The sequence below is a fragment of the Cupriavidus yeoncheonensis genome (assembly GCF_905397275.1).
GTDB classification, from domain to species: domain Bacteria; phylum Pseudomonadota; class Gammaproteobacteria; order Burkholderiales; family Burkholderiaceae; genus Cupriavidus; species Cupriavidus yeoncheonensis.
The window spans coordinates 74,699-86,845 of sequence record NZ_CAJPUY010000018.1 but is presented as its reverse complement, the minus strand read 5'-3'; the positions used below and the strand labels follow the sequence as shown (position 1 = coordinate 86,845).

Genomic DNA, 12,147 nt, shown 5'->3' with positions numbered 1-12,147 from the left:
GCTCAGATCAGTCCGTTCTCGTAGGCGTACCGGATCAGGCCGGTATTCGTGTGCACGCCGAGCTTGCGCATGGCAACCGTCTTCTGGCTGGATATGGTGCTGACCGAACGCCCGAGCTTGGCGGCGATTTCATTGAGCTGCATGCCCTGGGCATAGAGCCTGATCACTTCCAGTTCGCGCATCGTGAGCTCGGTCGCGGGGGCGTCTGCCATGGCCGCATTGTCGAGCGTCGCGCGTACGGAAGGCGAGTAGTAGCAGCTGTCGCTGCTCATCACATGGACGCAGGCGCGCAAGGTTTCTTCGAGCTCGTCTTCCTTGCTGACAAAGGCGCGCGCGCCAAGCCTGATGGCCCGCCGGATGATCGCCGCATTCGATTGCGCGCTGACCACGACGATGCGCGTGCCGCGATGGCGCCGCGCCAGCCGGTTGAGCAGGTTGAAGCCGTCGAGCGTGGCATTGCCGTGGCCCATGCAGAAATCGGTGATCGCGATGTCGGCCGGTTGCCTGTCGAGCGCATGGACCAGTTCGGAGCCACTCGTGCATTCGCAGGCGATCTGGAAGCGTGCGGATCGCTGCAGGCAGTCACGCAGCGCGGCGACGACCAGCGGGTGGTCATCGGCAACGGCGACGCGTATGAGCGGTTCGTTCATGGCAGGCCTCCGGCGCCTGCGCGCGGTTCATGGCGGCGCGCGCTGTTCGTGGCAAGGGGGAGGGCGGAGCAGGGGAGAACGGTGCCGCGTCGGGGCCGGCAGACAAACGCCGGCAGATGCCTACAGTCAAGAAACATTTGACGATGACCTCGGTAATTGTGGACGTCAACTGGCAATGGCCGATTGAGACGAGCTATTGCATCACCACAATCCCCGAGATTCTGGCTATCTTATATGCGCCGTTGAATCGTATTTCGGCTAGTTTATTTCGCGCTTTGCGTGTCGCCCGAGGCCGGCGCGCATGAATGCTGAGGCAGCGCAATCTTGAGGTGCCGTGGCAGGCGCTGCCGTGGTATCGGGCTTGCCACCTTGCCGCGTACGCCTAGAATGAATTCGGCAACACGAAGGATGCCTGCCGGCACGTGTTTTGCCGCCTGGAGGTGCGCCATGCCTGTCTATCAGTACCGTTGTGAAAAGTGCGGGCATATGTTCGAGCATACCGAGCATGTGGCCGAGCACGCGAGCGCACATCCCAGTTGTCCCAAGTGCGGCAGCCAGACGGTGCAGCATGCGCCCACGCCTTTCGTGGCGAAGACCATGCGCAAGAGCTGAACCCCCCGCAACAACAACTCACAGTGGGTCGATGCGTGCCACCGGCATGCACTCCTTTTTTGCGTCGCGCCTCCTGTGTGACGCACGCTCCCGCTGCGCGCATGCGGCGATCTCATGACCTGACGGAGGATGCCATGGCTACGAGACCGTTTTCCGAATTTTCCCCGGAGGAACAGCAACAGTTCGCGCAGGCTTGCAGGCAGATGGGGATGGTCCCGGACGACTTCGACATTACCGACGACATGAACGGCAACGCGCTGCGCCGCATCAGCGTGCGCCGGCTGAGCACCGAGGCCAGCAGCGCCTATGAAGCCGGCGCGGGCGGTGAATGGGTCGAGGAATTCGAGAGCGATCTCGAATGCGGCCTGTTCGGCCGGGTGACCGTATAGCGGAACGCGCTGACGCTCAGGCGGCGGAGCCCGCCGCCTTGCGGTCCAGTTCGCGGTGATACATGGTGTGGCGGTACAGGCCGTAGCAGCTGGTCGCCGTGAAGCCGAGCTGCTGCACGAACAGGCCATAGGTGCCCGTCACCAGCGCAAAGGCGCTCCAGACCAGGTTGGAGCACAGATACGCGATCCATCCCCAGCGCGACGCGCGGTTATGCAGGGCCACCAGCAGCGACCCGCTCATCGCCAGGGCGCAACCCGACCATTCGAGTCCGTTGAGCAGATTGGGAACCATTTGGGGCGCGAAGTCCATGCCGCGTGTCTCCTTATTTTGTGTTCATTTTTTGCATACAATCTGACGCGACTTTAGCCGGGAACGCAGGCGTGTGCAAGTGTTTTCAGGTTTGCATGGAAAGTTGGAATCGGCGGCCAGAGGGCTGTATCCGGCCGCGGGACCGGCTATTCGCGAACAGTCCGGTACGAAGCCGGAAGTCAGGGCCGGCCGCGTTCGGTAGCGCGTGCCACGACCGATGCGCCGGCGCTCAATTCCTTGAGCAGCGCAAGCGATGCCTGGCCGGACGTGATGAACGGGTCCAGCTCCGCGCGCGCGGAGAATTTCAGCAGGGTGGCGGTGTTGATGCGTGCAGCGTTGACGTGGCCCATGGCCCAGCCGGCGAAGTCGCGCTGGCAGATGTCTTCGAAGTGCAGCAGTACCACGTCATGGTGGCGCGGATCGCGCGTGATCGCCTGGAACAGGCCGGACACTTCCTGGCGCTCGCCCTCCAGCGCCTGCAGGAAGACGCCATTGCCATGGCACAGCACGCCGGTGATGCCGTGGCGCGGATTTCGTTCCAGGCTGGTGGCCAGGATAGCGTCGAGCATGGCGGCGTCCAGGGTCTGGCGGGCGCGGCTGGCATAAAGCAGGCGGACGAGCATGCTGCGGCTCCGGAGGGTGGCGCTATTTGCCGTTTCGGTTGAGCAGCGCGAGGAATTCCCGGCGCAGGCTGCCGTCCTTCAGGAAGGAGCCGCGCATCACGCTGTTGGTCATCTTGGCGTCGGTATCGCGCACGCCGCGCCAGTGCATGCAGAAGTGCTCGGCCTCCATCACGATGGCCAGGCCGTCCGGGTTCATCTTCTCCTGCAGCAAGTCGGCCACCTGAGCCACGGCCTCTTCCTGGATCTGCGGCCGGCACATGATCCACTCGGCCAGGCGCGCGTACTTGGACAGGCCGATCAGGTTGGAATGCTGGTTCGGCATCACGCCGACCCACAGCTTGCCGATGATCGGGCACAGGTGATGAGAACACGCGCTGCGCACGCGGATGGGCCCGACGATCATCAGCTCGCTGAGCTGCTCCACGTTGGGAAACTCCGTCACCGGGGGTGGCTTGGCGTAGCGGCCCGCGAAGATTTCCTTCAGGTACATCTTGGCCACGCGGCGCGCGGTTTCGCGCGTGTTGTGGTCCTGGTCCACGTCGATCACCAGCGCGCGCAACACGTCTTCGAGGCGGGCCTGCACTTCTTCCTGTAGCGCGTCGAGTTCGCCCGGCTCGATAAAACGGGCGATGTTGTCATTGGCGTGGAACCGTTCCCGGGCGGACAGCAGGCGGGAACGGATACGGTCCGATACGCTGGACTCGCCCCGCGTCGGATCGGCGTCGCCAGGAGTTTTCTTCGCGCCGTGATGCGCCGCGTCCTTGTCTGTCATGGAGAGCCGCTTCGGTTGAAAAAGGGGCGGACGATGCCGCCGTCCTTGCCGGACGGAGTGGTGCACCGTGCTTCACTATATGGCAGATATCAGGCCCCCACAACCTGCCGCGCAACTGGACAAGCGATGCACGGTGCACACCGCGCAAGGCCTCCGTGAATTGTTGATGACAACGCTAAAGTCCGGCACGCAAGCCGCCGACAAGCACACATAATGCCCGAACCGCCGCGCCTGACAGGCAGCGGTTCTTCCGCCCGACGGGGTATCTTCCAGGGACCACCCAGTGATCTTGCCGATTGCGTTTCCGTGCAGCAGCCTGATGTTGCTTCATGTCGCCACGGTGCCGCTGCCCCAGCCAACGATGGAAGCGGGCGTCGTAGAGCATCATAGCCGCGCCGTGCGCGTCAGCGCGCCGCGCCTGCGCTGGCAGGGCGCGCTGTCGCAGCGCGCTGGCAACCCGGTCCAGGTTGACCGCTGAAGCCGGGCAGCCGGCGGCGCTCAGCGCGCCAGTGCGAGTATCGCGAGGGTCGGCACGATGGCTGCCGGCATGACAATGGCGCCGAGCCGCAGGAACTGGCCGGCACTGACCATATGTCCGTCCCGGCGCAGGGCAGTCAGCCAGAGCAGCGTGGCCAGGGAGCCGGTCGCCGACAGGTTCGGCCCGAGGTCGATGCCCACCAGCACCGCGCCGGTCACCGCATGGGACGCATGGCCGGCCGCCAGGGCCGATGAGGCGATCAGCCCCGCCGGAAGGTTATTGGCGACGTTGCCCACCAGCGCCACCGCAGTGCCGATGCCCAGGAGTCCGGCCAGGCTGTCGCGCTGCGACGCCGCCTGGATGATTCCCGCCAGCCAGTGGATGACGCCGGTATGCTCCAGCGCCGCCACCAGCACGAACAGCCCGGCCACCATCGGCAGCACACCCCAGGAGATTTCGCGCAAGGCCGGACCCAGCAGGTCGCGCCGCGTCGCGCACACGATCAGCAGCGTGGCCATGCCTGCCGCGCACGTGGGCCAGCCAAGGTCGCTGCCACGCAGCGAGGCAATCAGCAGCGCCAGCCCGGTCAGCACGATGCCAAGCGCCGTCAGCCACGCCTGCAGGCTCAGCGGCGGCACCGGCACGTCGGAGTCGATGCGCTCGGCCAGCGCCGTGCGCTGCGTCCAGTACAGCGCTGCCAGCGTGGCCACCACGGCCACCAGCGATGGCAGCGCAAAGTGGGCCAGCCAGCCGGCCAGCGGCGGCATGCGCGTGCCGAAGATCACGAGGTTGGCCGGATTGGAGATCGGCAGCACGAAGCTGGCTGCGTTGGCGATGAAGGCGCAGGCGAACAGGTGCGGCAGCGGGTGCTTCACCCTGGCCGCGCGCGTGGCGGCCAGCACCGCGGGTGTCAGCACCACGGCGGTGGCATCGTTGGACATGAACGCGGTGACCAGCGTGCCGAAGCCATAGACCAGCAGGAACAGCCTGCGCGCCGAACCGCGCGCCCGCCGCACGGCCAGCGCCGCCACGTGGTCGAACAATCCCGTTTTGCGGGCCAGTTCCGAGATCACCATCATGCCGGCCAGGAACAGGTAGACATCCAGGCCACGCGCGACCGCGGCCAGTGCGTCGGGCACGGCCAGCAACCCGCTCAGGCACAGGAGCGCGGCGCCGGCAACGGCCCAGAACGCCTCGGGCAGGCGAAGCGGGCGTATCAGCACGCCGGCCGTGGTGAGGGCGGCGATCGACCAGATCCATAGCGCGCTGACGCTCGACATTGTGTTTCTTCTTGTTGGAGGGGTTGGAGAGGACGGGGGGCGGCGCGGCGGCCGCGGGGCTACAGGCTGGTCCGGTCGTCGCCGTGCGCGGCAGGCTGGCCAGGCAGGCCCACGGCTTCACTGGTCACCGGGGCGGAATCCTCCTGAGCCGACGCGGGCACGGGCGGTGGTGCCGGGAAGCCGAGCGAGGCGATCCCCTGATTGCCCTGGGCGTACTCGGCATACATCCAGTCACCCGCGCTGCGCACGACCCCGGACGGCGGCGCCGCGTCGACCATCGGCATGCCTGCGAGCCGGCCTTCCATATATGACGCCCAGATCGGCAGCGCGGTGGTCGCGCCGAACTCGCGGGCGCCCAGGGTGTGGTTGTCGTCAAAGCCCATCCACGCCACCGTGACCACGTTGCCGGCGTAGCCGGCGAACCAGCCGTCGGCGGCATCGTTGGTGGTGCCGGTCTTGCCCGCGACATCCTCCCGGTGCAGGTAGCGTCGCACGCCGGCGCCGGTGCCGTCGTCGACCACGCTGCGCAACAGGCTGTCCATCACGAAGGCATTGCGTTCACTGATGACGCGCGGCGCTTTCGCGTCGGCGTCGGCGTCGGCGTCCGCGGCGAACAGCACCTTGCCGTCGCTGTCGGTAATGCGCGAGATCAGGTACGGCTCGACGCGATGGCCGTGGTTGGCGAACACCGAGTAGGCGGCCGCCAGCCGCAGCGGCGATGTCGTGCCGGCGCCCAGCGCCAGCGGCAGGAAGCGCGGCAGCCGCTTGGGCGAAAAGCCGAAGCGGCTGGCGAACTCCACCGCATAAGGGATACCGATGGCCTGCAGCGTGCGGATGGCCGGCAGGTTGCGCGAGTCCGCGAGCGCCTGGCGCACCGTGACCGCGCCCAGGAAGCGGCCGTCGTCATTGGACGGCTGCCAGCGCGAGCCGTTGTCCAGCGGTGCGTCATTGATCAGCGTGCCCGGTGACACGCCGCGCTCCAGCGCCGCCGCATAGATGAACGGCTTGAAGGTCGAGCCCGGCTGGCGCAGCGCCTGCGTCGCATGGTTGAAGCGATTCGCGCCGAAGTCGGCGCCGCCGACCAGGGCTTCGATCGCCCCTGTGTCGCCCTCCAGCGAAACCAGCGCTGCCTGAGGCCCGCCGTCCGGACCGGCGAGGCGATGGCGCCGCCCGTAGCCGTCCAGCCCGCGCTGCACGGCGTCGTAGGCCATGGTCTGCCGCGCCGACGACACCGTGGTGTAGACATTGAGGCCGCGCGTGTACGCTTCATCGCCGAAACGCTCGCGTGCAAGCTGGCGCGCGAGTTCGGCGACATATTCGGCGTGTCCGGCGAACTGGCCGGCACTGTCGGTGGCAATCGCGAGCCGGGCGGACCGCGCTTCGCGGTACTGGTCCTGGCTGATCATGCCGAGCGCCAGCATCCGCCCGAGCACGTACTCCTGCCGGCGCTTGGCGCGCGTGAAATTCACCACCGGGTTCATGGTGGAAGGCGCCTTGGGCAGTCCCGCCAGCATGGCGGTCTCGGCCAGTGAAAGCCCGTCCAGCGGCTTGCCGAAATAGGCGTGGGCGGCGCTGCCAAAGCCATAGGCATGTTCGCCCAGGTAGACCTGGTTCATGTACACCTCAAGGATGCGGTCCTTGGAGAGCGTACGGTCGATCTTCCAGGCGAGCAGGATCTCGTACCATTTGCGCGCGAGCGTCTTCTCGCGCGACAAGTAGAAATTGCGCGCCACCTGCATGGTGATGGTGGAAGCGCCCTGCGCATAGCCCCGGCCCAGGTTGGCCAGCGCCGCACGGAAGATGCCCGGGACATCGATGCCGTCGTGCTGGTAGAACTGGTCGTCCTCGGCGGCAAGCAGTGCCTGCGTCATCTGGCGCGGCATCTTTTCGAACGGGATGAATTCGCGGTGCTCGCTGCCGAATTCGCCGATCTGCACGTTGTCGCTGGTGAAGATCCGCAGCGGCACGTCGGGGCGGTACTCGCGCAGGGCATCGACGGAGGGGAGTTGCCGCAGGCTGACCACCGCGGCGAAACCGGCGAGCAGCATGCCGGCAGCAGCCAGCGCCAGCGCGGCGCCACCTGCCTTGACTGCGAATTTTTTCATGCGCGCATTTTAGCGGAACCGGGCCAGCGGAAGCGGCACACCGGCCTCGTCATGGTCCGGCGGCGGCGTGCGCGGGGTATCCGGGAGCGGGGCATGCTGCACCTGGCGCGCAAAGTCGCACAGCGTCAGCCAGGTTTCCTCGCGCTCGACAATGGTGAAGTGATCCGTACCGTGCATGGTCTGCAGCGTCACCGGACCGGGCCACGCGGCGACCAGCCGTTCGGAGCAGGCATGCGGCACGACATCATCGGACTCGGCCAGCAGCACCTTGGTGCTCTGGACCACTTTCTTGCAATGTGAAATGGAATCGAAATGGTGGCGCATCAGCTGCCGCAAAGGCACGAGCGGAAAGCGCTGGCGCACCAGCTCCAGCATCGAGTCATAGGGCGTGATGAGCTGCAGGCTTTCGAAGTCCTGCAGGTCGGCCAGCTGGATGGCCACGCCGGTGCCCAGGCTGCGGCCCACGACGTGGGCCCGCGTGCCGGGAAAGACGCGGCGCAGGTGCAGCAGGAACTGGCTGGCGTCGGCGACCGCGGCGGCTTCGGAGGGCTGGCCGTCGGAATGCCCGAGTCCGCGATAGTCGAAGGTCGCAAAGCCCATGCCCGACGGCAGCCAGCGGGCGAATTGGAGGGTTTCGAGCACATCCTCGCCGCGGCCCGGCAGGTAGAACAGGAGGTCCCGCACCGTGTCGCCGGGCGCATGGTAGATGTAGCCGCGCAGCACGCCGCCAGGCACCAGGTGCGAATAGCCGACAATGCCGTCGGGCAGGTCCCGCGGAGGGCGGCGGCGCGCGTCGAACAGCAGGCGCGCCTGGTTGACCGTGAGGTAGGTCCAGTAGCAGGCAAAGCCGCTCGCGGTCACCAGTGTGGCGGCCAGCGCGCGGCGCATGAGGGATGACATGTCTGGGTTCCGAATCTGTGGCTCTCGGCGTGGCTCTCGGGGACGCAGCGGAGCCGGCCCCCGAAGGTGGAGCCTAACCGATTTTCGCGCAAGTCGAGACGCGTTCCCATGCCAGCCGGTTCAGTTCTTGTACGATACGGCTCATAACGCCGCGCCACCACGGAGCGCCGGCAGGAGCCCACGGCATGAGTGAACAGAAGCACGAACAATTGCGCGCCGAAGAGGCGCAGGCGATGCAGCGCGTGGTCGATGCGACCCGCCAGGTCCAGGTCGCCTTTGCGGCCCTGCAGTCCCAGTATCCCCCGCAAGGCAGCGGCAAGCCCTCCAAGCTGGCGCTGCAGACGTTCGACGCGGCGCTGCAGGCGCTTGAAGACGCCCAGGCGACCTTCGACGAAATCCTGAACGACCTGCTTGACGAGGAAAGATAGACCCATGCCGTGAAGGCGCAATCCCCGGGCAGCGTGTGCTATGGTTGCCGGACAACGCCGCCGCGGCCGCCGCCGGGTTATTCCGGCAACGCGCGCGCCCTGAGACGGCATGGCCCCGGCCGCACGGCACGGGCGCTGCTACCGGAGACCCGTCGCCATGCATCGTGCCGACAGCCAGGGCGCTGCCCGTTCTGTCCTTTCCCATGCCGCATCGCCGGCCGATGCCGGCGCGGCCGACGCCGACCGCTCCGGGCTGATCGCACGCGCCCACGCCCGCTCTGCGGAGTTCGGCCTGGACGAGCGCTTGCTGCCCGAATACCAGCCACTCGGCGCGCGTGCGCTGCACGCATTGGTCGACGGCAATCGCGCCCTGTACCGCCACGCCTTGCCGGTCATGGAGACGCTGCACGCGCAGATTGCCAATACCGACAGCATGGTGCTGCTCACGGACCGCGCCGGCGTGATCCTGCATAGCCTTGGCGACAGCGAGTTCGCCGCGCAGGCGCGGCGCGTGGCGCTGGCGCCGGGCGAATCCTGGTCCGAACTGAGCAAGGGCACCAATGCCATCGGCACGGCGCTGGCCGAGGCGCGTCCCACCGTCATCCATGCCGGCGAGCATTTCCTGCGTGCCAACCACCAGCTCACCTGTTCGTGCGCGCCGATCCTCGGGCCCGGCGGCGAAACCCTGGGCGCGCTCGACGTGAGCGGCGACCAGCGCGGCTTCCACAAGCACACCATGGCGCTCGTGCGCATGTCCGCGCAGATGATCGAGAACCACCTGTTCGCCAACCACTACACCGACGCCGTGCTGGTGCGTTTCCATACGCGCCCGGAATTTGTCGGCACGCTGTTCGAGGGGATGGCTGCCTTCGCGCCGGATGGCAGCTTCCTCGGCGCCAACCGCAGTGCGCTGTTCCAGTTCGGCCTGCCCCCCGACCAACTGATGGCCGGCGGCTTCGGCGGGCTGTTCGGGCAGCCGGTGGCGCGTGCCATGCAGGCGCGCGGGCTGGCTGCCGGACACCTGCAGACGCTGGCGCTGCCGAGCCGCGTGCAAGTGTTTGCCCGTATCGAGTACCTGGCATCGGCTGCGCCCGCGCCGTCGGCGGCGGCACAGGAGGCCCCGGCCGCATTGCCGCCCGCGCTGGCCAGGCTCGACACCGGCGACGCGCGCGTGGCCGCCGTCCTGCGCCGCGTGCACAAGGTCAGCGGGCGCGATATCCCGATCCTCGTGCAGGGCCGTACCGGGACCGGCAAGGAGTGGCTCGCGCGGGCCATCCATGCGGCGTCTCCGCGCAACCGGGGCCCGTTCGTGGCGGTGAACTGCGCGGCGATTCCGGAATCGCTGATCGAGGCCGAGCTGTTCGGCTACGAAGACGGCGCCTTTACCGGCGCACGCCGGCAAGGCAGCACGGGCAAGGTGACGCAGGCCGACGGCGGCACGCTGTTCCTGGATGAAATCGGCGACATGCCGCTGGCGCAGCAGGTGCGCCTGATGCGCGTGCTGCAGGAACGCGCGGTCACGCCGCTCGGCGGGTCGCGCGCGGTCGCGGTGGATGTCCGGATCGTATGCGCCACGCACCGCGACCTGCGCGCGATGATTGATGCCGGTACCTTCCGCGAAGACCTCTACTACCGCATCAACGCGCTCACGGTCACGCTGCCGGCGCTGAGCGAGCGCAGCGACCTGCCGGTGCTGGTCGCGCGCATCCTGTCGATGCAGCAGGCCGAGGCCGGGCCGCTGTGTCCGCAGCGGGTGTCCGACGAAGTCGTGGCGCGCCTGCGCGCGCATGCATGGCCCGGCAACCTGCGCCAGATGGCCAACGTGCTGCGCACGGCGGCGATCATGGCGGAGGGCGAGGAGGAAATCCGCTGCGAGCACCTGCCCGAGGAATTCGCCAGCGATGCCGCAGCACCCATGCAGGCCGCGGGCGCGGTGCCGTTGCCACAGACTCTGGCGGACGGGCGCATGCGCGACTGGGAGGCCGGCCTGATCCGCCAGGCGCTGGAACGCCATCGCGGCAACATCAGCCTGGTGGCGCGCGAACTGGGCGTGTCGCGCAACACCATCTACCGGCGCCTGCGAGGCGCGCAGTAGCCCGGTACTGCCGGGCAGTCCTACAGCGCAGGCTGCATGGCCAGTCGCGCGGCCTCTTCGTCGCTGAACAGTTCCGAGCGCGTCAGGAAACGCTGCCCGGTCCCGCTCTCCAGCGAGAACATGCCGCCCGCGCCTGCCACGACATCGATCACCAGCCGCGTGTGCTGCCAGTATTCGAACTGCGCGCGCGTCATGTAGAACGGCGCGCCGCCGATCTCGCCGAGGCGGACGTCGGCATCGCCGACGATCAGGTCGCCGGCGGCGAAGCACATCGGCGCACTGCCGTCGCAGCAGCCGCCGGACTGGTGGAACATCAGCGGACCATGACGCGCGCGCAGCTCGCCGATCAGCGCCAGCGCGGCCGGGGTGGCGACCACGCGCGGCACGGGCCCCCGGATGTCAGCGCGGGTTTGCGGCATGGTCGCTGCCTCAGTGCGAGAGGTCGAGCACCACGCGGCCCTCGACCTTGCCTTCGCGCAGGCGGCCGAGCACATCGTTGACGTCTTCCAGCTTCGCGGTCGAGACCGTGGCCTTCACGTCGCCGTGCGCGGCGAAGTCGAGCGATTCCTGCAGGTCGCTGCGCGTGCCGACGATCGAGCCCCGGATGGTGATGCCCTTGAGCACCACGTCGAAGATCGGCGTGGCGAAGTCGCCCGGCGGCAGCCCATTGAGCGCGATGGTGCCGCCGCGCCGAACCATGCCGATCGCCTGCGAGAACGCCTTGGGCGAGACCGCTGTCACCAGCACGCCGTGCGCGCCGCCGATTTCCTTCTGCAGCCACGCGGCCGGGTCCGTGTCGCGCGCGTTGACCGCCACCTCGGCACCGAGCCGCCGGGCCAGGTCGAGCTTGGTATCGTCGATGTCGACGGCGGCCACGCGCAAGCCCATGGCCCTTGCATACTGCACGGCCACATGGCCCAGCCCGCCGATGCCGGAGATCACCACCCACTGGCCGGGACGCGTGTCGGTGACCTTCAGGCCCTTGTACACGGTGACGCCGGCGCACAGGATCGGCGCGATCTCGACGAAGCCGACCTTGTCAGGCAGCAGGCCCACGTAGTTGGGATCGGCCACCACGTACTCGCCATAGCCGCCGTTGACGGAGTAGCCGGTGTTCTGCTGTTTCTCGCACAGGGTTTCCCAGCCTTGCAGGCAGTGCTCGCAATAGCCGCAGGCGCTGTACAGCCACGGAATGCCGACGCGGTCGCCTTCCTTCACGCGGCTGACGCCGCTGCCCACGGCGGATACGTAGCCCACGCCTTCATGGCCGGGGATAAAGGGCAGGGTGGGTTTGACCGGCCAGTCGCCGTCGGCGGCGTGCAGGTCAGTATGGCAGACGCCGGAGGCCTCGATCTTCACCTGGACCTGGCCCGGACCGGGTTGCGGCACGGGCACTTCATCGATCGTGAGCGGCGCGCCGAATGCGCGCACCACCGCAGCTTTCATCATCGCTGGCATATCGACTCCTTGTTGGATGCGGTGCCCGGGGAGGCGGGCACCGTTAC

14 protein-coding genes are annotated in these 12,147 nt (G+C 67.7%); 5 read left to right on the top strand and 9 right to left on the bottom strand.

Going from position 1 to position 12,147, the window contains the following annotated elements; all coding sequences use genetic code 11:
- Positions 1-2: 2 nt before the first annotated feature.
- The gene (locus KHO22_RS22975; RefSeq protein ID WP_211949484.1) at positions 3-650 is read right to left on the bottom strand and encodes a response regulator; all 648 of its coding nucleotides are present in this window, start codon (positions 648-650) and stop codon (positions 3-5) included.
- A 447-nt stretch (positions 651-1,097) separates the two neighbouring features.
- On the opposite strand from KHO22_RS22975, the gene KHO22_RS22970 reads away from it, so the two are divergent.
- A complete protein-coding gene (locus tag KHO22_RS22970) occupies positions 1,098-1,262 on the top strand; it encodes an FmdB family zinc ribbon protein (RefSeq protein WP_211949483.1) in 165 nt (54 codons plus the stop codon).
- Positions 1,263-1,396: 134 nt separating this feature from the next.
- A complete protein-coding gene (locus tag KHO22_RS22965; RefSeq protein WP_211949482.1) occupies positions 1,397-1,651 on the top strand; it encodes a hypothetical protein in 255 nt (84 codons plus the stop codon).
- 16 nt (positions 1,652-1,667) lie between these two features.
- Here the strand turns inward: KHO22_RS22965 and KHO22_RS22960 are convergent, their stop codons facing one another.
- From KHO22_RS22960 to folE, 3 genes are all read right to left on the bottom strand, one after another.
- Positions 1,668-1,961, bottom strand: a complete 294-nt coding sequence (locus tag KHO22_RS22960; protein ID WP_211949481.1) for a nicotinamide mononucleotide transporter — start codon at positions 1,959-1,961, stop codon at positions 1,668-1,670.
- Positions 1,962-2,140: 179 nt separating this feature from the next.
- Positions 2,141-2,584: a BLUF domain-containing protein gene (locus KHO22_RS22955; protein ID WP_211949480.1), complete on the bottom strand. Its 444-nt coding sequence runs from the start codon at positions 2,582-2,584 to the stop codon at positions 2,141-2,143.
- A gap of 22 nt (positions 2,585-2,606) precedes the next feature.
- Positions 2,607-3,356 carry a GTP cyclohydrolase I gene (gene folE / locus KHO22_RS22950; RefSeq protein ID WP_211949479.1) on the bottom strand — a complete coding sequence of 250 codons (750 nt, stop codon included), beginning with the start codon at positions 3,354-3,356 and terminating at the stop codon, positions 2,607-2,609.
- A 319-nt stretch (positions 3,357-3,675) separates the two neighbouring features.
- On the opposite strand from folE, the gene KHO22_RS32565 reads away from it, so the two are divergent.
- Positions 3,676-3,834 carry an arsenite efflux pump ArsB gene (locus KHO22_RS32565; RefSeq protein ID WP_230426971.1) on the top strand — a complete coding sequence of 53 codons (159 nt, stop codon included), beginning with the start codon at positions 3,676-3,678 and terminating at the stop codon, positions 3,832-3,834.
- A gap of 20 nt (positions 3,835-3,854) precedes the next feature.
- On the opposite strand, the gene KHO22_RS22940 is transcribed toward KHO22_RS32565, so the two are convergent.
- Genes KHO22_RS22940 through KHO22_RS22930 form a run of 3 tightly spaced genes read right to left on the bottom strand, consistent with a single transcriptional unit; the run spans position 3,855 to position 8,119 of the window.
- The gene (locus KHO22_RS22940) at positions 3,855-5,114 is read right to left on the bottom strand and encodes an arsenic transporter (RefSeq protein ID WP_211949478.1); all 1,260 of its coding nucleotides are present in this window, start codon (positions 5,112-5,114) and stop codon (positions 3,855-3,857) included.
- A gap of 59 nt (positions 5,115-5,173) precedes the next feature.
- Positions 5,174-7,219: a penicillin-binding protein 1A gene (locus KHO22_RS22935; RefSeq protein ID WP_211949477.1), complete on the bottom strand. Its 2,046-nt coding sequence runs from the start codon at positions 7,217-7,219 to the stop codon at positions 5,174-5,176.
- 9 nt (positions 7,220-7,228) lie between these two features.
- Positions 7,229-8,119 (bottom strand): alpha/beta hydrolase, encoded by an 891-nt coding sequence (locus KHO22_RS22930; protein ID WP_211949476.1) that lies wholly within the window; start codon positions 8,117-8,119, stop codon positions 7,229-7,231.
- 185 nt (positions 8,120-8,304) lie between these two features.
- Between KHO22_RS22930 and KHO22_RS22925 the strand changes: the two genes are divergently transcribed.
- Together KHO22_RS22925 and KHO22_RS22920 are read left to right on the top strand one after the other, a co-directional pair.
- Positions 8,305-8,547 carry a hypothetical protein gene (locus KHO22_RS22925; RefSeq protein WP_211949475.1) on the top strand — a complete coding sequence of 81 codons (243 nt, stop codon included), beginning with the start codon at positions 8,305-8,307 and terminating at the stop codon, positions 8,545-8,547.
- 157 nt (positions 8,548-8,704) lie between these two features.
- Positions 8,705-10,642 (top strand): sigma-54-dependent Fis family transcriptional regulator, encoded by a 1,938-nt coding sequence (locus tag KHO22_RS22920; protein WP_211949474.1) that lies wholly within the window; start codon positions 8,705-8,707, stop codon positions 10,640-10,642.
- Between the two features lie 20 nt (positions 10,643-10,662).
- Here the strand turns inward: KHO22_RS22920 and KHO22_RS22915 are convergent, their stop codons facing one another.
- Both KHO22_RS22915 and adhP read right to left on the bottom strand, forming a co-directional pair.
- Complete coding sequence (locus KHO22_RS22915; protein ID WP_211949473.1) at positions 10,663-11,061, bottom strand: DUF779 domain-containing protein; 399 nt, start codon at positions 11,059-11,061, stop codon at positions 10,663-10,665.
- Positions 11,062-11,071: 10 nt separating this feature from the next.
- Positions 11,072-12,100 (bottom strand): alcohol dehydrogenase AdhP, encoded by a 1,029-nt coding sequence (gene adhP / locus KHO22_RS22910; RefSeq protein WP_211949472.1) that lies wholly within the window; start codon positions 12,098-12,100, stop codon positions 11,072-11,074.
- Positions 12,101-12,147 lie beyond the last annotated feature (47 nt).